This window comes from Streptomyces sp. NPDC020422, assembly GCF_044386705.1.
Taxonomy (GTDB): domain Bacteria; phylum Actinomycetota; class Actinomycetes; order Streptomycetales; family Streptomycetaceae; genus Streptomyces.
This window is the reverse complement of sequence record NZ_JBIRVJ010000003.1, coordinates 432,690-452,381: the sequence shown is the minus strand read 5'-3', so window position 1 is coordinate 452,381 and position 19,692 is coordinate 432,690. Positions and strand designations below refer to the sequence as shown.

16 protein-coding genes are annotated in these 19,692 nt (G+C 72.8%); 5 read left to right on the top strand and 11 right to left on the bottom strand.

Annotation, left to right across the window (positions count from 1 at the left end):
• Positions 1 to 69: 69 nt before the first annotated feature.
• The gene (locus tag ACH414_RS09485) at positions 70 to 1,455 is read left to right on the top strand and encodes an L-serine ammonia-lyase (RefSeq protein WP_382538133.1); all 1,386 of its coding nucleotides are present in this window, start codon (positions 70 to 72) and stop codon (positions 1,453 to 1,455) included.
• Here ACH414_RS09485 and ACH414_RS09480 read toward each other — a convergent pair.
• The 4 genes from ACH414_RS09480 to ACH414_RS09465 form a co-directional block, all read right to left on the bottom strand.
• Positions 1,442 to 2,068, bottom strand: coding sequence for a hypothetical protein (locus tag ACH414_RS09480; RefSeq protein WP_398941368.1), 627 nt, complete (start codon positions 2,066 to 2,068; stop codon positions 1,442 to 1,444). The genes ACH414_RS09485 and ACH414_RS09480 overlap by 14 nt on opposite strands.
• Positions 2,065 to 3,570: a hypothetical protein gene (locus tag ACH414_RS09475; RefSeq protein WP_398941366.1), complete on the bottom strand. Its 1,506-nt coding sequence runs from the start codon at positions 3,568 to 3,570 to the stop codon at positions 2,065 to 2,067. The genes ACH414_RS09480 and ACH414_RS09475 overlap by 4 nt, the downstream gene beginning before the upstream one ends.
• 75 nt (positions 3,571 to 3,645) lie before the next feature.
• Positions 3,646 to 4,554: a CopD family protein gene (locus ACH414_RS09470; protein WP_386565702.1), complete on the bottom strand. Its 909-nt coding sequence runs from the start codon at positions 4,552 to 4,554 to the stop codon at positions 3,646 to 3,648.
• Positions 4,555 to 4,641: 87 nt separating this feature from the next.
• The gene (locus ACH414_RS09465; RefSeq protein ID WP_382538122.1) at positions 4,642 to 4,857 is read right to left on the bottom strand and encodes an EF-hand domain-containing protein; all 216 of its coding nucleotides are present in this window, start codon (positions 4,855 to 4,857) and stop codon (positions 4,642 to 4,644) included.
• A gap of 74 nt (positions 4,858 to 4,931) precedes the next feature.
• On the opposite strand from ACH414_RS09465, the gene ACH414_RS09460 reads away from it, so the two are divergent.
• The gene (locus ACH414_RS09460) at positions 4,932 to 5,570 is read left to right on the top strand and encodes a GNAT family N-acetyltransferase (protein WP_398941363.1); all 639 of its coding nucleotides are present in this window, start codon (positions 4,932 to 4,934) and stop codon (positions 5,568 to 5,570) included.
• A gap of 34 nt (positions 5,571 to 5,604) precedes the next feature.
• On the opposite strand, the gene ACH414_RS09455 is transcribed toward ACH414_RS09460, so the two are convergent.
• The 6 genes from ACH414_RS09455 to ACH414_RS09430 form a co-directional block, all read right to left on the bottom strand.
• Positions 5,605 to 6,801, bottom strand: coding sequence for a YncE family protein (locus tag ACH414_RS09455; RefSeq protein ID WP_382538116.1), 1,197 nt, complete (start codon positions 6,799 to 6,801; stop codon positions 5,605 to 5,607).
• Positions 6,801 to 7,556, bottom strand: coding sequence for a polysaccharide deacetylase family protein (locus tag ACH414_RS09450; RefSeq protein ID WP_382538113.1), 756 nt, complete (start codon positions 7,554 to 7,556; stop codon positions 6,801 to 6,803). The genes ACH414_RS09455 and ACH414_RS09450 overlap by 1 nt, the downstream gene beginning before the upstream one ends.
• A 391-nt stretch (positions 7,557 to 7,947) precedes the next feature.
• On the bottom strand, positions 7,948 to 8,451 hold the full coding sequence (locus ACH414_RS09445; RefSeq protein ID WP_382538110.1) for an ATP-binding protein: 504 nt from the start codon (positions 8,449 to 8,451) through the stop codon (positions 7,948 to 7,950).
• 101 nt (positions 8,452 to 8,552) lie between these two features.
• Positions 8,553 to 9,320 (bottom strand): enoyl-CoA hydratase/isomerase family protein, encoded by a 768-nt coding sequence (locus ACH414_RS09440; RefSeq protein ID WP_382538108.1) that lies wholly within the window; start codon positions 9,318 to 9,320, stop codon positions 8,553 to 8,555.
• A gap of 86 nt (positions 9,321 to 9,406) precedes the next feature.
• Positions 9,407 to 10,651: an Ig-like domain-containing protein gene (locus ACH414_RS09435; RefSeq protein ID WP_398941359.1), complete on the bottom strand. Its 1,245-nt coding sequence runs from the start codon at positions 10,649 to 10,651 to the stop codon at positions 9,407 to 9,409.
• 173 nt (positions 10,652 to 10,824) lie between these two features.
• Entirely contained in the window at positions 10,825 to 12,039 is a 1,215-nt protein-coding gene (locus ACH414_RS09430) for an Ig-like domain-containing protein (RefSeq protein ID WP_382538102.1), read from the bottom strand.
• 160 nt (positions 12,040 to 12,199) lie between these two features.
• Between ACH414_RS09430 and glgX the strand changes: the two genes are divergently transcribed.
• On the top strand, positions 12,200 to 14,407 hold the full coding sequence (gene glgX, locus ACH414_RS09425; RefSeq protein ID WP_382538099.1) for a glycogen debranching protein GlgX: 2,208 nt from the start codon (positions 12,200 to 12,202) through the stop codon (positions 14,405 to 14,407).
• A 3-nt stretch (positions 14,408 to 14,410) separates the two neighbouring features.
• Here glgX and ACH414_RS09420 read toward each other — a convergent pair whose 3' ends face one another.
• On the bottom strand, positions 14,411 to 15,661 hold the full coding sequence (locus ACH414_RS09420; RefSeq protein ID WP_391769412.1) for a hypothetical protein: 1,251 nt from the start codon (positions 15,659 to 15,661) through the stop codon (positions 14,411 to 14,413).
• 296 nt (positions 15,662 to 15,957) lie between these two features.
• On the opposite strand from ACH414_RS09420, the gene ACH414_RS09415 reads away from it, so the two are divergent.
• Both ACH414_RS09415 and ACH414_RS09410 read left to right on the top strand, forming a co-directional pair.
• On the top strand, positions 15,958 to 17,778 hold the full coding sequence (locus ACH414_RS09415) for an ABC transporter ATP-binding protein (protein WP_398941357.1): 1,821 nt from the start codon (positions 15,958 to 15,960) through the stop codon (positions 17,776 to 17,778).
• Complete coding sequence (locus ACH414_RS09410) at positions 17,775 to 19,646, top strand: ABC transporter ATP-binding protein (protein WP_398941355.1); 1,872 nt, start codon at positions 17,775 to 17,777, stop codon at positions 19,644 to 19,646. Before ACH414_RS09415 ends, ACH414_RS09410 begins: the two co-directional genes overlap by 4 nt.
• The last annotated feature ends 46 nt before the right edge of the window (positions 19,647 to 19,692 follow it).

Sequence of the window (19,692 nt, the reverse complement as noted above, 5' to 3'; positions counted from 1 at the left end):
GCTCCCCGCTCCACGTTTCTGCACCACCCCGGCAGACAACGGCGTCTAGCCCCCACAAGGAGTTCCCCCGTGGCCATCTCGGTCTTCGACCTGTTCTCGATCGGCATCGGCCCGTCGAGCTCCCACACGGTGGGCCCCATGCGCGCGGCCCGGATGTTCGCCCGCCGGCTCAAGAACGAGGGCCTGCTCGCCCACACGGCGGCGATACGAGCGGAGCTCTACGGCTCGCTGGGCGCCACCGGCCACGGCCACGGCACCCCGAAGGCCGTCCTGCTCGGCCTGGAGGGCAACTCCCCGCGCACCGTCGACGTCGAGAAGGCCGACGACGAGTTCGAGCGGATCAAGGCGAGCGGCCGGATCAACCTGCTCGGCATGCACGAGATCCCGTTCTCCTTCGACGACGACCTGGTCCTGCACCGCCGCAAGGCGCTGCCGTACCACGCCAACGGCATGACGGTCTTCGCGTACGACGCCGAGGGCTCGCTGGTCCTGGAGAAGACCTACTACTCGGTCGGCGGCGGCTTCGTCGTCGACGAGGACGCCGTCGCCGGCGAGAACCCGATCGTCCCGGACGACACCGTCCTGAAGTACCCCTTCCGCACCGGTGACGAGCTGCTCCGCCTCACCCGGGAGACCGGTCTGTCGATCTCCTCGCTGATGCTGGAGAACGAGAAGGCCTGGCGCACCGAGGAGGAGATCCGCGCGGGTCTCCTGGAGATCTGGCGGGTCATGCAGGCCTGCGTCTCGCGCGGCATGTCCCGCGAGGGCATCCTGCCCGGCGGGCTGAAGGTCCGCCGGCGCGCCGCCACCTCGGCCCGCAAGCTGCGCTCCGAGGGCGACCCGGCCGCGCACGCGATGGAGTGGATCACCCTCTACGCGATGGCCGTGAACGAGGAGAACGCCGCGGGCGGCCGGGTGGTCACCGCCCCGACGAACGGCGCGGCCGGCATCATCCCCGCCGTCCTGCACTACTACATGAACTTCGGCACCGGCTCCTGCACCCCGGAGGAGAAGGAGGACGGCGTGGTCCGCTTCCTCCTCGCGGCCGGTGCGATCGGCATGCTCTTCAAGGAGAACGCCTCGATCTCCGGCGCCGAGGTCGGCTGCCAGGGCGAGGTCGGCTCGGCCTGCTCGATGGCGGCCGGCGCCCTCGCCGAGGTCCTCGGCGGCTCCCCCGAGCAGGTGGAGAACGCGGCCGAGATCGGCATGGAGCACAACCTCGGCCTCACCTGCGACCCGGTCGGCGGCCTGGTCCAGATCCCGTGCATCGAGCGCAACGGCATGGCGGCGGTCAAGGCCGTCACCGCGGCGAAGATGTCGATGCGCGGCGACGGCAGCCACCTGGTCTCCCTCGACAAGGTCATCAAGACCATGAAGGAGACCGGAGCGGACATGAGCGTGAAGTACAAGGAGACCGCGCGCGGCGGTCTCGCGGTGAACATCATCGAGTGCTGACGCCGGGGACGGTCGGGGCCTCGTGGGGCCTCGGCTCGTCCCGCAGCAGCGGCACGGGGCCGCGCAGCGCGAAACCGCCGGGGAGGTCGACCGGGCGGCCCTTGCGCTCGGCGAGCACGGCCCCCTGCACGGCCAGGCTCGCGTCCACCGCGCAGTTCCCCGCGTTCACCCCCGTCATGCAGGCGTCGCGGACCACGCAGACGAACCCGGCCACCCAGAAGACCAGGTTCAGCTCCACCTGGAGCGTGCCGAGCTTCGCCCCGTCCACGTAGACGTCGACGAACGGCCGGTGCGTCGAGGTGACCCGGTGGGTCGCCAGCGCGACGACCTCCTCGCTGCCCGGCAGGTCCCGGGTGCGGCGGGCGGCCTCCCTCAGGGCCCCGTGCGAGCGCCAGCCGCCGGCGACGAGATCGAGCAGGTCCAGGCCCAGGAAGTCGTCGACGACGGTGGCCAGCTCGTGCTCGACGGCCCGGTCGGCTGCGGGGGTCCGGCCCCGCACCGGGGCGAGCAGCGGGCCCGCCGTGCCGTGGGCACGCAGCGGGCCGTCCAGGTCCTCCCCCGGCCCGAGCAGGATCGACCGGACGGTCTCGGGGGCGGCGGTCGTGGTGGTCATCTCTCCTCCTCGGGGCCTTCGACGGTCTGCCGGCCGGGGTCGGGGTGCGGGTCGAGCCGGGTCGTGTGGGTGGGCGGCTCACCGAGCCCGCGCTCCTCGGTCAGGGCCGCGGTGCCGGTGACGGGGCGGAGGGTCGCCTTGACGTGGCCGCGGACCCAGCGGGGGCCGCGGTGCAGCCGCCCGAAGTAGGCACCGGCGGCGACGGCGAGCGCCAGGGCCCCGCCGAGCGAGGCGGGCCCGGCGATCCACCCGACGGGGGTGGAGGACCCACCGCCGCTGTGCGTCGTGCCGCCGTCGGTGGTGGTGCCGCCGGTACCGCCGCCGGTGCCGCCGCCGTCGGTCGTGCCGCCGTCCTGGGTGGTCCCGCCGTCGGTCGTGCCGCCGTCCTGCGTCGTCCCGCCGTCGGTCGTGCCGCCGTCCTGCGTCGTCCCGCCGTCCTGCGTCGTCCCTCCGTCCTGCGTGGTCCCGCCGCTGTTGTCCGTAGGACTCTCGGTCACGGAGAACGGGGCGTCGGCGTACTGCGCGGGATCCGCCGTGCAGGCCGCCCGTACGGTGTGGTCGCCGGGCTGGGCGTCCGCCGGGATCGTGATCCCGGTGCCGAAGCCGCCGTCCGTGACCGTCGCGGGGGTGAGCACCGCGCCGTCGTCCCAGCTGAGCTCGACGTCCGGGCAGGTGAAGCCGGTGCCGTCGGCCTGGGCGGAGGTCCCCTTCTCCCCCTGGGACGGGTCGAGGGTGAGCCGGGGATCCGCGGTCTGCGCCTCCGTCACCGTGAAGGGGGCGCTCGCCTTGATGTCCGGGAACTGGACGCAGGCGGCCGTGATCGAGTAGGTGCCCGGTGTCGCCGTCTTCGGGACGGTCAGCTCCTGACTGAAGGTGCCCGTCTCCGCACCGACGTCGACGGGGTAGTCCAGCAGGTTCCCCTTCTCCCCTTCCACGTACAGCCGGACGTCCTGGGCGTAGCACGTGCCGAAGCCCGAGCCCGAGATGGTGTACTGCGTCCCGGGCGGTCCTTCGGACTTGTCCAGCGTGACGTCCGGGTTCTCGCAACAGGGGCCGGTCTTTTCGCCGGGGCTCTGCTGCTCGGGACTCTTCTGCTCGGGGCTCTTCTGCTCGGCGGCGGGAGCGGTCACCGTGAAGGTCGCCGTGGCGTAGTCGGGGTCCGGAGAGCAGTCGGCGACGATCTCGACCGGGCCGGCGGCGGTGCCCTGCGGGATCGTGACGGTGCCGCCCAGGGTGTGGGACGCCTGGTTCACGTACACCGTGGTGGTGGTCCCGCCCTCCACGCCGAGCTTCGCCGCGTCGCAGTGCTCGAAGCCGGTGCCGCCCACCTGGACGTGCGTCCCGGCCGGTCCGGAGTCGGGGCCCAGGGAGAGCGCCTCCACCTTCAACCGGGCAGCGGCCCCCGCCGCCGGCGGCGTGAAGCCGACCGGCCCCACGCTGATCGCTGCGCTCAGAAGCACCGCCGTCAGCAGTCGACGCACCAGTCGCAGGGCAGTGGACATGAGGATGAGGGGGGTGGGTGGATCACTCCCCATGTTCCTCCCCGACACGCAGCTCCGCATGTCGTGTACACAGGGTCACGAAATCAGCCAGTGGGGGTCCGGGACCACCGTGAGCAGCGCCGAGACCAGCACCACGAGACCGAGCACCGCCAGCTCGATCCGGGCCGGGGGCCGGGCGTCACCACCGCCGAGCATGCGGCGACGGGCGGTGAGCGCGAGCAGGGCGGTCAGGCCGAAGAGGGCGAGCTTGACCAGCAGGACACGCCCGTACGCGGTGGTGAGGACGGCGTCGAGCGGGAGGCGGCGCAGGGTGGAGCAGGTGCCGGTGACGGCGAGTGCCGCGAAGACCCAGGCGGCCATCCTGGCGTAGCGCATCAGCACGTCCCGGCCGCCGCCGCGCAGCCGCATGGTGCGCAGCACGTACAGCAGGGTGCCGAACCACAGCGAGGCGCCGGTCAGGTGCACCACCGTGAGCCCGAAGCCGATGGCCGGGCTGTACGCCTCGGGGTGGGCGCGCAGGGCCTCCGCGCCGATCCCGACGGCGAGCGGGGCGAGGGCGAGGGAGGGGCGCCGGGAGGCGGCGCACAGGGCCGCCAACGCGAAGGCGTTGGCGGTGACGAGCAGGAGCCGGCCCTCGCGCAGCCCGTAGACGGTGGTCAGCTTCAGGCCGCTGATGACGGCGAGGAGGACGAGGAGGCCCGCGGAGGAGGCGCAGCCGAGCATGGCGGCGGGCAGGGACCAGCGGCGGGGCAGCGGCCCCTCGCCGGCGCAGCGGACGCCGGCGAGCTCGCCGAGCTGGACGGCGAGGGCGACGAGGAAGAGCAGGCGCAGCAGGGTGATCGTGCCCGCGGCGGGGATCTCCAGTTCGCCGGTGCCCGTCTGGGCGAGTCCGGCGCCGAGGAGCGCGACGGCGAGGACGGCGACCGCGGCGAGCACGGCCGCGGTGAGCCGGGTCGGGGTGCCGAGGGGTCCGGGGAGCGTCACCGGACGATCGTCACCGGGGGCCGGACGGGCGGCAACTCGCGTACGTACGCTTGGTCGTACGGTGCCGCCCGTCGGGGCCCGGACGGCTCAGGCCTTGTTGAGGTGGCCCCAGAACTCGTCCCAGGAGAGCACGCCGTCGCCGTTGTCGTCGCGCTGCTTGATGAGCGCCTCGGCGACGGTCTCCGTCACGTTGAAGTCGCCCATCTCGGCCATGACGTGCTTGTACTCGGCGGCCGTGATGAAGCCGTCCTTGTCCACGTCGAACTTGTCGAACGCCGTGCGCGCCTCGTTGATGTCGGCCACTGCTTCCGCCCCTTCATGGTGCTTCGATGTCGGGGGCCAGATTATCGGGCCCCGCGGTGCCCGATGATGGGGGTATGAGCACCGAAGTGGCACGGATCCTGGCAGCGGCGGCGCACGGCGGTTTCCCGCCGCCGGACGGGTCGACGACGATCCTTCCCCAGCCGAACGGGCGGGACGCGGGGGTGCTGTCGTTCACGGCCCACTCGGTGGTCTTCCTGGACGAGGACCCGGAGTGGATACGGGCGGAGCTGGCGGCCGCGTCGACGGATCCGCTGGTGGCGAGCATGACCCCGCGGTTCCATGCGGCGCTGATGGCGCGCACGGGCCGGCAGGTGAGCACGGTCGACCTGATGGCGGTCGCGGACGCCCTGCCGGGTGAGCCGGAGATCGAGCTGCGGGAGATCCGGGACCAGGGGCATCCGCGGGTGGCGCGGGCGCTGAAGTACCGGGACGAGGTCCGGGTGTGGGCGGCGGACGGCGGGGTGCTGATCCTCGGGCGGGGTGTCGCGGGCCGGATGGAAGTCGCCGTCGAGGTGGACGAGGGCGCCCGGCACCGGGGCCTGGGACGGGCGCTCGCGACGGCGGCCCGGCAGCTGACCCCGGACGCCGTGGTGTGGGCCCAGAACACCCCGGGCAACGCGCGCAGCGTCCGCACCTTCCAGGCGGCGGGTTACCGCCCGGTGGGCGCGGAGGCGCTGCTCGTCGCGGTCTAGGCCGTGTCCGGACACGGCCCAGGGGTCTTCCGCCCTACCGGAAGATGCCGGTGTGGCCGAGCGAGTACCGGCCCGGCTGGGGGTAGACCGCCAGGCCGTGCGGGCCGCCGCCGACGGGGATGCGGGCGAGCTGCTTTCCGGTGCTCGTGTCGAGGGCGTAGACCTCCGAGTCGTAGCGGCCGGAGAGCCACAGCACCTTGCCGTCGGCGGAGACACCGCCCATGTCGGGCGATCCGCCGTCGGGCAGCCACCACTTCTTGGTCAGCTTGTTCCGGGTGAAGTCGAAGACGGAGACGGACCCCTCGCCGCGGTTGGAGACGTACATCTCCTTGGAGTCGCGGGAGACGTAGAGGCCGTGGCAGCCCTTGCCGGTGGGGAGCAGGGTGGGGGTGGTGAACTTCTCCCCGTCGAGCACCCACATGCCGTGGGCCATCATGTCGGCGATGTAGAAGGTCTTGCCGTCCGGGGAGATCTTCACGTCCTGCGGCATGGCGCCCTGGAAGGGCAGCTTCTGCTGGCCGATGACCTCCATCTTCTCGGTGTCGACCTTGAGGAGTTCGCCGGAGAACTCGCAGGAGACGACGAAGTAGCGCCCGTCGGCGGAGAAGTCGGCGTGGTTGACGCCGTAGCAGGAGACGGGGACGGTCTTCCTGCGTTCCATGGTGTGCGGGTCGCGGAAGACGAGTTCGCGGTCGAGCGAGGCCATGACGACGGCGTACTTGCCGTTGGGGGTGAAGTAGAGGTTGTACGGGTCGTGCACCTCGACGGGCTTGCCGGCGACGCCGGTGGCCGGGTCGATGGGGGTGAGCGTGTGGCCGCGGTTGTTGTTGACCCAGAGGGTCTTCATGTCCCAGGAGGGGACGACGTGCTGCGGCTGGTTGCCGACCGGGATGGTCTCGATGACCTTGTACGTGGCGGGGTCGATGACCGAGACCGTGTTGGAGGTGGTGTTGGGGACGTACACCCGGGAGGGGAAGCCCCGGACGACCGGGGAGAGCCGGCCCGGCCGGTCGGCCGCGTAGACGTCGTCCGGCTTCAGCAGCGGCGGCATGCCGGGCAGCCCGGCGGGGGCGGCGGCCGGTTTCGGTACGGCGGGCAGCGCGGCGGCCTTCTTGGTGCCGCCGCCGTTCTCGGCGGGGTGCGGGCTGCCGCAGCCGGCGAGGGCGAGGAGCAGGGCGGCGGCGAGCAGGTTCCGGGTGCGGCGGGTCGGGCGGGGGGCGTGGGTCGGCATCAGGTCAGCAGCTCCGTGGTGGTCACCGCGCGCAGGCCGCGGCGGTCGAGGTCGGCGAGGAGGAGGGGGAGCGCGGCGACGGTGTCGGCGTAGCCGAAGTGGAGGCTGACCACCGACCCGTCGCGGATCGCGCCGGTGACGTTGGCGACGACGGCCGCGGGCCCCGGCGAGGTGAAGTCGAGGGAGTCGACGTCGTACGAGAGGACGTGCGGGTAGCCGACCCGCCGGGCGGCCTGGCGGACCGTTTCGCCGGCGTGCTGGGTGCGGGAGGGCCGGAACCAGGTGCCGATGGAGCCGGTGAGCCGGCGCAGCCGGGTGGCGCAGGCCTGGATCTCCTCGACGGCTTGGGCCTCGGTCATGGCGTCGACGTCGAGGTGGCGCTGGGTGTGGTTGCCGAGCTCGTGGCCGCCGTCGAGGACGCGGCGGGCCATCTCGGGGTGCTGGTCGAGCCAGTCGCCGACGGCGAGGACGGTGACGCGGGCGCCGGCCCGCTCGGCGTGGCCGAGCACGGCGCGGGCGAGGGCGGGGTCGCCCTGTCCGTGGAAGGTGAGGGCGACCCTTGGGCGGTCCCGGGGGCCGTGGGCGATCTCGTCGGGCATGCCCGGGTAGCGCCGGGGCGAGGGGGCGGCGGGCGCGGGCGCGGGGCCCTTGGGGGGCGGCGCCGGGCGCGGCTCCGTACCGCACGCGGTGGCGAGGGCGCCCGCGAGGGCGGTGGCCGCGCCGGCCCGGAGGGCACCGCGGCGGTCGGTCGGCATCACGGGACCATTAAAAGGCTGGTATGCCCGATTGGTGTGGATTGGGCCAATTCAGGACGTTTGCGGGTCAAGATCAACGGTCCACCATGCGGACAAGGCGAGGAAACACCCGATGAACGCCATACCTATTCACCATTTACAAGGGTGGTGCTCCATGTCACCAACGATTCATCGGTAAACTGTTCGCGTTTGTCCGGATATGCACCGGTAGGGACTTTTGGCGGAGAGGCCGCCCGTCTGCCATAGTCGGAGACACGACCCCCATTGACCCGGGCCAGGTCGACATAGCGGCCGTGGATACACCCCCCCCAATCCACGGCGCACCACACGAAAGCCCCCACGCGCCTCACCACGGCGGACGGGGGCTTTCGTGCGTCCGGGCGCACGCCCCCTAGCGGTCGGAGACCCGCATCTCGAACCAGGTGGTCTTGCCGCGCGGGGCGAGGTCGACGCCCCAGCGGTCGGAGAGCTTGTCGACGAGGAAGAGGCCCCGGCCGCTGGTGTCGAGCTCGTGCACCGGCATCAGACAGGGCAGCCCGCGCGAGGGGTCGCGCACCTCGATCCTGATCCAGCCGCGACGGCGGAGCATGCGCAGGGCGAAGACCCGGGCCCCGGTGTGCCGGACGGCGTTGCCGACCAGCTCGGAGACGAGCAGCACCGCGTGCTCGGCGATCAGCGGAGTGAGCGCCCACTGGCGCAGCACGACCCACTGGGTGAGCCGGCGGGCGACCGCGGCGGACTCGGGACGGGACGGCAGCCGGACATCCTCCTCGGCCGGGTTCCCGTACAACTGCAGTGCTTCCGCGGCCTGTTCGTCCTCTGCGGCCGGTACCCACCGGGCGGCGGTCGCACCGCCGCGCTGCCGCGGTTGATCCATACCTTCCAGGCCCGCCATGCCCCCATCATGGCCGCACGGAGCGGAACGCGGGGCCGTTCCGGGGGATTCGACCCCCCGGAATCGACAATTCCGGGGGATTCGCTCGGCATATGCCAGAGTCAGGCGAACTTGGCCTTACCCGGACCCTCCTCGACGAAGCTGCGCATCCCGCGCTCCCGGTCCTCCGTCGCGAACAGACCGGCGAACCAGTTGCGTTCGATGGCGAGACCGGTGTCGATGTCGGCCTCCAGGCCCTGGTCGATCGACTCCTTGGCCGCACGCAGGGCGATGGCCGGGCCCTGCGCCAGCTTCGCGGCCCAGGCGTGCGCCTGCTCGTAGACCTCGGCGGCCGGCACGACCCGGTCGACGAGACCCAGCTGAAGCGCCTCGTCCGCCTTCACCATCCGGCCGGTGAAGATGAGGTCCTTGGCCTTCGAGGGGCCGATCAGACGGGAGAGCCGCTGGGTGCCGCCGGCGCCGGGGATGAGGCCGAGCAGGATCTCGGGCTGGCCCAGCTTGGCGTTGTCGGCGGCGATCCGGTAGTCGGCGCAGAGCGCCAGCTCGCAGCCCCCGCCCAGGGCGTAGCCCGTGACGGCCGCGACGACGGGCTTGGGGATCCGGGCGATCGCGGTGAAGGAGTCCTGCAGCGCGCGGGACCGCTTGACCATGGCCGCGTGGTCCATGAGCTGCATCTCCTTGATGTCCGCGCCGGCCGCGAACACCTTCTCGCCGCCGTAGAGGATCACGGCCCGCACGTCGTCGCGGTCGGTGGCCTCCTCCGCCAGCTCGCGCAGCCGGTCCTGGGTGGCGATGTCCAGGGCGTTCATCGGGGGGCGGTCGAGGCGGATCGTGCCGACGCCTTCGGCGACTTCGAGGTTCACAGTCATGGTCCGAGGTTAGCCGCCGTTAACGGCGAGGGACCCGGTGCGGTTGGTCACAGCACCGGGTCCCTCGCGCGGATCCTCGGGACCCGTCAGGCCTTCCACTCCGACCAGGACATGTTCCAGCCGTTGAGGCCGTTGTCCGGGCGGATCTGCTTGTCGCGCGAGTTCTTCACGATGACGACGTCACCGATGATCGAGCGGTCGTAGAACCAGGCGGCGGGCGTCGAGCTGTCCCCGGCGCCGCGGGAGTCCTCCAGACCGACGCAGCCGTGGCTGACGTTGGCCGAGCCGAAGGTGGAGGACGAGGCCCAGTAGTTGCCGTGCACGAAGGTGCCCGAGGTGGACAGGCGCATCGCGTGCGGCACGTCCTTGATGTCGTACTCGCCGCCGAAGCCCACGGTGGCGCCGTTCATGCGGGTCACCTTGTACTTCTCGCTGATGACCATCTGACCGTTGTACGTGGTCGTGGACGGCGCGCCGGCGGTGATCGGCAGGGTCTTGATGATCTTGCCGTCGCGCTCGACCTTCATCGTCTTGGCGCTCGCGTCGACCGTGGAGACCTGGCGGCGGCCGATGGTGAAGGTGATGGTCTTCTTCTGCTTGCCGTAGACGCCCGGGCGGCCCTCGACGCCGTCCAGGTTGAGCTTGACGGTCACCTTGGTGCCCGCGGCCCAGTACTCCTCGGGGCGGAAGTCGAGGCGGTCGTTGCCGAACCAGTGGCCCTCGATCTCGACCGCCGGCTCCGCCGTCACCTTGATGGCGCGCTCGACGGCCTCCGGGTTGGTGATCCCCCGGGTGAAGTTGATGGAGACCGGCATGCCCACGCCGACGGTCGAACCGTCCTCCGGCGTGTAGTGGCCGATGAAGGTGTTCTTGGGGACCAGCGTGCTGAAGGTGGTGTCCTTGGCCGACTCGCGGCCCTCGGCGTCCTTGGCGACCGCGTGCACCTTGTACTGGGTGCCCGCGGACAGGTGTCCGAGCGGCTCCCAGCTCGTGCCGTCCGCCGCGATCTTCCCCTCGACCGGGGTGCCCTTGGTGTCGGCGACCGTGACGGTGGTCAGCTTGCCCTGATCGGCCGTCACCTTGAGGGCCCCGCTGGTGGCGACCGAGTCGGCGCCGTCCTTGGGGGCGATCGTCACGACCGCCGTGGAGGCCGCGATCTCCTGCTTGCCGCCGTTGCCCGCCGGGTCCTGGCCACCCTTGCCGCCGCCGGTGGCACCGCCGCCGCCGCACGCGGTCAGCGCGAGGAGCAGCGTCCCCGTCGCCAGCGCCCCGAGGCGGGCGCCTCGGCGCCGTCGTCCGGCGGTCCCTCCGGATATCGGCTGCCCGTTCACTATGGTCTTCTCCCCTCGGACGACCCGGCACAGCTCGGGCCCCACCCCCGTGCGCATCCTCCCGCGCACACGGCGTTAGATAATCACACCCGAAGACACGAAAGTTCCACGCGAATGTCACCGTTCAGTCCCAGTTCACGCGGGGTGCGGGGGACGTTCCGGGCCGACCGGGATCAGTCCAGCGCGGAACCGGCCCTCCACGCGCCCCAGTCCAGGTTCCAGCCGCCCAGACCGTTGTCGGCGGCCACCTGCTTGTCGCGCGAGTTGACGACCTCGACCACGTCGCCGATGAGGGTCCGGTCGAAGAACCAGCCGGCCGGGGTGTCCGCGCCGCCGCCCTTCACGTCCCGCAGGCCGACGCAGCCGTGGCTGACGTTCGCCGAACCGAAGGTCGAGGCCGAGGCCCAGTAGTTGCCGTGCAGGAAGGTCCCCGAGTCGGTCAGCCGGATCGCGTGCGGCACGTCCTTGATGTCGTACTCGCCGCCGAACCCGACCGTCCGGCCGTCCATCCGCGTCACCTCGTACAGCTCGGTGACCACCATCTTCCCGTTGTACGTGGTGGTCTTCGGCGCCCCCGCCGTGATCGGCAGCGTGGTGAGCAGGTCGCCGTCCCTGCGGATCTCCATGGTGTGCTTCTCGGCGTCGACCAGGGAGACCTGGGAGCGGCCCACCGTGAAGCCGACCTTCTTGCGCTGGATCCCGTACACCCCGGGCGAGCCCTCGACGTCGCGCAGGTCGAGCTCGACGGTGACCTCGGTGCCCGGCTGCCAGTACGCGGCGGGGCGGAAGTCCAGCCGCTCCTTGCCGAACCAGTGGCCGACGACCTCCACCGGCGGGTCCGAGGTGACCCGGATGGCCCGCTCGACCGCCGCGCGGTTCTCGATCTCCCGGTTGAAGGAGAAGGAGACGATCATGCCGGTGCCGACCGTGGAGCGGTTCTCCGGCTTGAAGTAGCCGATGAAACGGTGCTCGGGCACCACGGTCGTGAAGGTGGTGTGGCGCGCCGAGCGGCGCCCGTGGGCGTCGAGCGCGACCGCGTCCACGCTGTACTTCGCGGCCAGCGCGAGCCGGGTGTCCGGGCGCGGCCGCCAGCGCAGCCCGTCCGGGGAGATCTCCCCCGCCACCCGGCTCCGCTGGGCGTCCTCCACCTGGACGACCGTCACCCGTTCGAGCCGGCCGCTGTCCACCTTCACCTCCAGGGGCCCGTCCGCCGGCACGCCGCGGCTGCCGTCCTCGGGGCTGACCCGGATCACGTCACCCGGTGCCCGTGCCTTGCCCGGCAGCGCCACGTCCACGCCGCCGGCGCCTGCTCCGGTGCAGCCCGCGAGGCCCGCCAACAGTCCCGCCACCGCGAGCGCGTACCCCGCCCGCTTCGTCAGATGTCTCACGACCGGCCCAACGACGGCCACCCTCCAGGGGAAACGTGCGTGCGGGGCATGTTGGGAGCACGGCCGTGCGGGCAGAACAGGTGGGAGGACCACGTGCGGGGACGGGTGGCCGGGACGCCGCCTTCCCCCCGGGCGGGGAGAGCCGCGGGAGGCCGGGACGGTGTCGAGTGCAGCCGAGCAGCAGGCGGTACGTGAGCATGCCCGCGCCCCGAAGGGGCCGCAGCGGGTGGTGTGGCCGGGGGCGCCGACGCCCCTGGGCGCCCGCTGCCGGGTCGGCCCCGACGGGGTCGCGGGCACCAACTTCGCGCTGTGGGCGGGCGGTGCGGAGGCCGTCGAGCTGTGCCTGTTCGACGCCGACGGCACCGAGAGCCGGCTCGAACTGACCGAGCTGACCCACGAGATCTGGCACGGCTTCGTGCCCGGCGTCGGCCCCGGACAGCGGTACGGCTACCGGGTGCACGGGCGCTGGGACCCGTGGACCGGGGCCCGCTGGAACCCGGCGAAGCTGCTCCTCGACCCGTACGCACGGGCCGTCGACGGCGAGTTCGCGCTGCCGCCCGAGGTGTACGGGCACGTGCGGGACTGGCCCCAGCAGCATGTCGCCGACACCGTCCGCGACGAGCGGGACTCCGCCCCGCACGTCCCCAAGGGGGTCGTCGTGCAGGACGACGACGACTGGTCGGACGACCGCAGGCCCAAGACGCCCTGGCCGGACTCGGTCATCTACGAGGTGCACGTCAAGGGCTTCACCGCGCGCCACCCGGGCATCCCCGAGCAGCTGCGCGGCACCTACGCGGGCCTCGCGCACCCGGCGGCGATCGAGCACCTCGTCCGCCTCGGGGTGACCGCGGTGGAGCTGCTGCCGGTGCACCAGTTCGCGCACGAGGACCATCTGCTGCGGCGGGGCCTGACCAACTACTGGGGCTACAACTCGATCGGCTACTTCGCCCCGCACGCCGGTTACTCGTCGAGCGGCACGGCGGGGCAGCAGGTCGGCGAGTTCAAGCGGATGGTGCGGGCGCTGCACGCCGCCGGGATCGAGGTCATCCTCGACGTCGTCTACAACCACACCGCCGAGGCCGGCGAGCTCGGCCCCACGCTGTCCCTGAAGGGCATCGACAACCGCGGCTACTACCGGCTCCAGTCGGACGCCCGGCGCTACGCCGACTACACCGGCTGCGGCAACACCCTGCACGTGGTGCAGCCGCAGGTGCTGCGGCTCATCACCGACAGCCTGCGCTACTGGGTGACGGAGATGGGCGTGGACGGCTTCCGCTTCGACCTGGCGGCGGCGCTCGCCCGCTCGATGCACGACGTCGACATGCTCTCGCCCTTCCTCGCGGTCATCGCCCAGGACCCGGTGCTGCGCCGGGTCAAGCTGATCGCGGAGCCCTGGGACGTGGGCAACGGCGGCTACCAGGTGGGCTCCTTCCCGCCGCTGTGGACGGAGTGGAACGACCGCTACCGGGACGCCGTGCGGGACTTCTGGCGCGGCGCCCTGCCCGACGTACGGGACCTCGGCTACCGGCTCTCCGGCTCCAGCGACCTGTACGCCTGGGGCGGGCGCCGGCCGTACGCCTCCGTCAACTTCGTCACCGCGCACGACGGCTTCACCCTGCGCGACCTCGTCACCTACGAGCGCAAGCACAACGAGGCCAACGGCGAGGGCAACCGGGACGGCACGCACGACAACCGCTCCTGGAACTGCGGTGCGGAGGGCGAGACCGACGACCCGGCCGTCAACACCCTGCGCCGCCGCCAGCTGCGCAACCTGATGACCACGCTGCTGCTCTCGACCGGGGTGCCGATGCTCGTCGCCGGCGACGAGATGGGCCGCACCCAGGGCGGCAACAACAACGCCTACTGCCAGGACAACGAGATCGGCTGGCTGGACTGGACCCTCCCCGAGGACCCCGGCCGCGCCCAGCTGCTGGCCCTGACCCGGCGCCTGCTCGCCCTGCGCCACCGCCACCCGGTGCTGCGCCGCCGTGCCTTCTTCTCCGGTCGCCCCCAGGGCGCCGACGGGCTGCGGGACCTGGCGTGGTTCACCGCGGACGGCACCGAGATGACCGAGCCCGACTGGTACGCGCCGGCCGCCACGCTCGGCCTCTATCTGTCGGGCCGTGACATACCGGGCCGTGACGCGCGCGGCGAGCAGGTCACCGACGACAGCTTCCTCGCGATCCTGCACGCCGGCCCCCGCCCGGTGGAGTACCGGCTGCCGGGCCCGCCGTGGGCGGAGTCGTACGAACGCGTCGTGGACACCGCCCTGGAGGACCAGTCCCGCGCCCCGGGGACGGCGCACCGGGGCGGGGGGACGATCACGGTCGCGGGGCGGTCGGTGGTGCTGTTGCGGGTGGGGGGCTGAGGGTCAGCGGCCGGAGATGTCGACGTAGCAGGTGTAGTCGCCTTCGACCGTGACGTCGGGGCCGGTGTACGCGTAGCTGACGGCGGCCCCGCCGTAGCTGTAGTGGGTGGCGGCCGGGTGGGCGTCCGCGATCCAGGCGCGGGGCACCGACCGGTAGGCGGCCACGCACTTGTCCTCGGCGATGCCCGGGGCGACACCGTCCGGGTCGCCCTGGATGGTCTTCTTCACCTTGACCTGTCCGAAGACCCGCAGGTCGGCGCCGGGGCCGCAGGCGACCACCCGGACCAGGTCGATCGAGGCGAGCCCGGTGTCCCGGGAGACGCAGGCGCCCGGCCTCACCTTGTGCACGGGCGTCAGCACCTTCTCGGCGTCCTGTGTCCTCTCGCCCGCGGGCAGCGGCGGTACGGGCGTCCTGCCGTGGCCGGAGAGCACGTACTCGGCGCGCAGCGAGGTCACGCCCTTCAGGCGGTGCCCGTCGTGCAGCAGCTTGAGCGCGGGGGCGTAGTCGGCGGTGGCGCGGACGAGCCGCCCCTCGGCGTCGAGGACGACGGTCAGCGGGATCGGCCCGGGGGCCTGCCGTGCGCTGTCCTGGCCGACCTCGATCCGCTTGGGCAGCGCCCCGGTGGCGTAGGTGAGCGGGATGGCGAGCCGGTAGGTGCGGGTGCCGTCGGCGCCCTTCACGGGGGGCTTCGTCGCGTCGGCGACGGAGACGACCTCGGCGAGGGTCCTGCCGTACGGCGCGACCTCGCCGGCCCGTTGGAGGGCGTCGTCCATGAGGTCGACGACGTCGCTCGAGGCGCTGGACGAGTAGCGCAGCCAGCTGCCGCCCGCGGTCCGGTAGGAGACCCGGTTGCCCGAGACGGCGTACTGCTGCGGCTCGCGCGGGCCGCCGGGCTGACCGCCGAGGTCCGCGGCCGCGTCCTCGGGGAAGCGGCGCGGGATGTCGAGGACCCGTTCGGCTCGCGCGGTGTCCTTCGCGTAGTCCTGCACACCGGTCACGCGTTCCACGGCGGTGCCCTTGGCGGAGCCGTAGCGCAGGGTCCAGGTGAAGGCGGCGGAGCCGGCCGCCCGCGTCGCCTCGCTCGCGGCGGAGAGCTGGTCGTCGAGCCGCACCGAGAAGACGGGGGTGGCCGAGGGCGGTGCGGGCTTCGCTTCCGGCCTGCCGTCCTGGCCGCCGGACTGGCAGGCGGCCAGCGTCGTCAGCAGCAGCGGAAGCACCAGTGCGGCGGCGCGCCGTCTACCGGAGTCGTTCATGGTCCCCACCCTCGTCTTTCCGACCCGTGGTCGCTGGGCCGGGATCCTATGGGGTGGGTGCGGCGAGTCCGCGGCCGCCCCCGCACCGGCCACCACGGCGCGACGGCGGTGGCCGGCGGGGGGAAGGGACACGTGGCGGCCCGCCGTCCCCCGTGGGCCGTCCCGTGCCCGTCCAGTCTGCGCGCCGGCGCGTGCGGCGTGTTGGCGCCGAGCGCACGGCTCGTTGACGCTGGGCGCACCGCCGCGGCCGGAAAACCATGTGAGCCCGTCAGGAGCGAACCGTAGGCTCGGGCCTGATGCCCACTGAACATGTACCCACCAAGGAATCCCCGGCCTCCGCGCGGCGCTCGGCGGTGCGCACCCTGCTGCGCCTGTGGCCGTACGTACGGCCGGTGCGGGCGCGGCTGTTCCTCGCCGCGGCCGTCGCGATCGTCGCCTCCTGTCTGTCTCTCGTCATCCCGCTGGTCCTCAAGTGGCTGGTGGACGGGCCCGTCGCGGCCGGCGACTCGACCGGGGTGTGGTTCGGCGCGCTGTACCTGCTGCTGCTCGGGATCACCGAGGCGGGGCTCTTCGGTCTGCGGCGCTGGCTGGTGGCGCGCCCGTTGGCCGGGGTCGAGGCGGGGATGCGGGCCGGTCTCTACGCCCGGCTGCAGCGGCTGCCGCTCGCCTTCCACGACCGCTGGGCATCGGGCCAGCTGCTGTCCCGCGCCACCACGGACCTGATGATCGTCCGGCTCTTCCTCGCCTTCCCGCTGACCTTCCTGCTGGTCAACGGCGTGACGATCCTGGCGGGCTACGCGGTGCTGTTCGCCCAGGACTGGACGCTGGGCCTGGTGCTGCTCGGCCCGGTCGCGCCGATGGTCATCCTCTGCTCGCTCTTCGAGCGGCGCTACGCGGTGGTGACCAGGCGGGCGCAGGACCAGGTGGGCGATCTGACGACGGTGGTCGAGGAGAGCGTGCTCGGCATCCGGATCGTGAAGGGTTTCGGCCGGCACCGCAGCCAGGCGGAGGCCTTCCGCACCCTCGCGCGGCGGCTGCGCGGCACGGAGCTGGGCAAGGCCCGGCTGCTCGCCTGGATCTGGGCGGTGAACACCCTGCTGCCGGAGCTGGCCGTGGGCGCGGCGCTGGTGTTCGGCACGGTGCAGGTCGCCGACGGGGACCTGTCCGCGGGCACGCTGGTGGCGTTCCTTTCGACGGCGCTCGCGCTGCGCTGGCCGGTGGAGTCGATCGGCTTCCTGCTGGCGATGAGCCAGGAGGCGGTGACGGCGACGGAACGGTACTTCGAGGTCATGGACGCCCCCGAGGAGACGCGGACGGTTCCCGGCCGGGCCGTCGGCGCGGCCCCGGTGCCCGACGGGGTGCGGTTCGAGAACGTCTCCTTCCGCTACCCGGACGCGCCCGCGGACGCCCCGCCGGTCCTGGACGGCGTCGACCTGCACATCCGCCCGGGCGAGACGCTGGCCCTGGTCGGCGGCACCGGCTCGGGCAAGACCACGCTCACCGCCCTCGTACCGCGCCTGCACGAGGCGAGCGGCGGGCGGATCCTGCTGGACGGCGAGGACATCACCGCGATGCCGCGGGAGCGGCTGCGCTCCCTGGTCTCCATGGCCTTCGAGGAGCCGACCCTGTTCTCGGCGAGCATCGGCGAGAACGTCCTCATGGGCCTGGCGGACGCCGACGAGGGCACGGCCGGTCCCGAGCTGGCCCGTGCGCTCGCCGTGGCCCAGGCGGAGGGCTTCGTGGGGCGCCTCTCCGAGGGCGCCGCGACCCAGGTCGGCGAGCAGGGCCTGAGCCTGTCGGGCGGCCAGCGGCAGCGCCTGGCCCTGGCCCGCGCGGTCGTCGGCCGGCCCCGCTTCCTGGTCCTCGACGACCCGCTGTCGGCGCTCGACGTGCACACCGAGGCGAAGGTCGAGGCGGCGCTGCGGGAGGTGCTGCGCGACACGACCGCCCTCGTGGTGGCGCACCGCCCGTCGACGGTGCTGCTGGCCGACCGGGTGGCGCTGCTGTCCGGGGGCCGGATCGCGGCCGTCGGCACCCACCACGAACTGCTGCGAGCGAACGCCGAGTACGCCTGGCTGATGTCCGGCGAGAGCGACGAGGACCGGGGGCCCCGATGACGGACACGACCAAGGAGACGGCGGCCGCCCAGGCTCCGGACGCCACCCCCGTGGGGGGCCAGGACCCGGTGGCCGCCGCCGACCCCTTCGACCAGGACGACCTGCCCACCGCCCGCGGCGCCACCGGCCGGCTGCTGCGCGACCTGCTGCGCGCGCACCGCCTCCGGGTGACGCTGGCGGCGCTGGTGCTGCTCGTCCAGCAGGCGGCGCTCCAGGCGGGCCCGCTGCTCGTGGCGTACGCGATCGACCGGGGCGTGCCGGCCTTCCGGGCCGGGGACCACGGCCCGGTCCTCGCGGTGGCCGTCGGCTATCTGGTGTGCGCGGCGGCCGGGGCGCTGCTGCAGTACGCGTTCGTCCGGGTGGCCGCCCGGGTCAACCAGGACGTGCTGCTCGACCTGCGCGGGCGGATCTTCCGGCACGCGCAGGCGCTCAGCGTCGACTTCCACGAGCGCTACACCTCGGGCCGGCTGATCTCCCGCTCCACGACGGATGTCGAGTCGCTGCGCGAGCTGCTGGCCGAGGGGCTCCAGGAGCTGATCGGGGTGGTGCTGTCCTTCGTGTCGATCTCGGTCGTGCTGCTCTGGCTCGACCTGGGCATCGGCGCGGTCGCGGTGGCCTCGTTCGGCCCGCTGTATCTGCTGGTGGTGAGCTACCGGCGCCGCTCGGCGGAGGTGTTCGCGGTCCGCTCCACGGCCATCGCCGGGGTGATCGTGAAGTTCGCGGAGACGATGAACGGGATCCGGCCGGTGCGGGTCTTCCGCCGGGAGCGGGTCAACGACGCCGAGTTCGCGGCCCTCAACGCGCGGCACGAGCGCAGCAACGGCGACGCGTTCCTGGAGATGGCCCGCTATGTGGTGGGCTCCCGTCTGGTGGCGAACACCGCGGTGGCCGGCATGTGCCTGTGGGGCGCGTACCGGGTGGCGGGCGGCACCCTGGAGCTGGGGGTGCTGGCGGCGGCGGTGCTGTACGTGCGGCGGCTCTACGACCCGATCGACCGGCTGGGCATGTTCCTCAACTCCTACGAGGCGGCGGCGGCCTCGCTGGCGAAGATCGCGGGGCTGCTGGCGCAGGAGCCGGGGGTCCCGGAGGCGGCCGCGCCCCGGGAGCTTCCGGCGCGGACCGGCGGGGCGGGGCGCGAGGTGGTCTTCGAGGGCGTCCGGTTCGCCTACCGGACGGGCGGCGAGGTGCTGCCGCGCTTCGACCTGACGATCCCGGCGGGCCAGACGGTCGCCGTCGTGGGTGCGACGGGCGCGGGCAAGTCGACCCTCGCGAAGCTGCTCGCCCGCTTCTACGACCCGACGGAGGGCCGGGTGCTGCTCGACGGCACCGATCTGCGCGACCTCGCCACGTCCGAACTGCGGCGGGGCGTGGTGATGGTGACGCAGGAGGCGTTCCTGTTCTCGGGGACGGTCGCGGAGAACATCGCGATCGGGCGCCCGGAAGCGAGCCGCGAGGAGATCGAGCAGGCGGCGAAGGCGATCGGCGCGCACGAGTTCATCGCGGCCCTCCCGGACGGCTACGACACCGACGTACGCAAGCGGGGCGGCCGGATCTCCGCGGGCCAGCGGCAACTCGTGGCCTTCGCGCGCGCGTTGCTCGCGGATCCGGCGGTGCTGATCCTGGACGAGGCGACCAGCTCGCTGGACGTGCCGGGCGAGCGGGCGGTGCAGCGGGCGATGGACACGGTGCTCGCGGGCCGTACGGCGGTGGTCATCGCACACCGCCTTTCCACGGTCGAGGTCGCCGACCGGGTCCTGGTGATGGAGGCGGGCCGGGTGGTGGAGGACGGCTCGCCGGCCGCCCTGGTCGGCGGCGAGGGGCATTACGCGGGTCTGCACCGGGCCTGGAGGGACAGCCTGGTGGGCTGACGCACCCGCCCGTTTTCGGCCGTCCGTGCGCCTCTTCGCCGCGAAC

Coding starts and splice junctions, on each gene's coding strand:
- ACH414_RS09450 (WP_382538113.1), bottom strand. CDS start 7,556: ATGCCGACCGACCGCCGCGGTGCCCTCCGGGCCGGCGCGGCCACCGCC.
- ACH414_RS09440 (WP_382538108.1), bottom strand. CDS start 9,320: ATGACTGTGAACCTCGAAGTCGCCGAAGGCGTCGGCACGATCCGCCTC.
- ACH414_RS09455 (WP_382538116.1), bottom strand. CDS start 6,801: ATGCCGACCCACGCCCCCCGCCCGACCCGCCGCACCCGGAACCTGCTC.
- ACH414_RS09410 (WP_398941355.1), top strand. CDS start 17,775: ATGACGGACACGACCAAGGAGACGGCGGCCGCCCAGGCTCCGGACGCC.
- ACH414_RS09460 (WP_398941363.1), top strand. CDS start 4,932: ATGAGCACCGAAGTGGCACGGATCCTGGCAGCGGCGGCGCACGGCGGT.
- ACH414_RS09415 (WP_398941357.1), top strand. CDS start 15,958: ATGCCCACTGAACATGTACCCACCAAGGAATCCCCGGCCTCCGCGCGG.
- ACH414_RS09480 (WP_398941368.1), bottom strand. CDS start 2,068: ATGACCACCACGACCGCCGCCCCCGAGACCGTCCGGTCGATCCTGCTC.
- ACH414_RS09475 (WP_398941366.1), bottom strand. CDS start 3,570: ATGTCCACTGCCCTGCGACTGGTGCGTCGACTGCTGACGGCGGTGCTT.
- ACH414_RS09420 (WP_391769412.1), bottom strand. CDS start 15,661: ATGAACGACTCCGGTAGACGGCGCGCCGCCGCACTGGTGCTTCCGCTG.
- ACH414_RS09445 (WP_382538110.1), bottom strand. CDS start 8,451: ATGGCGGGCCTGGAAGGTATGGATCAACCGCGGCAGCGCGGCGGTGCG.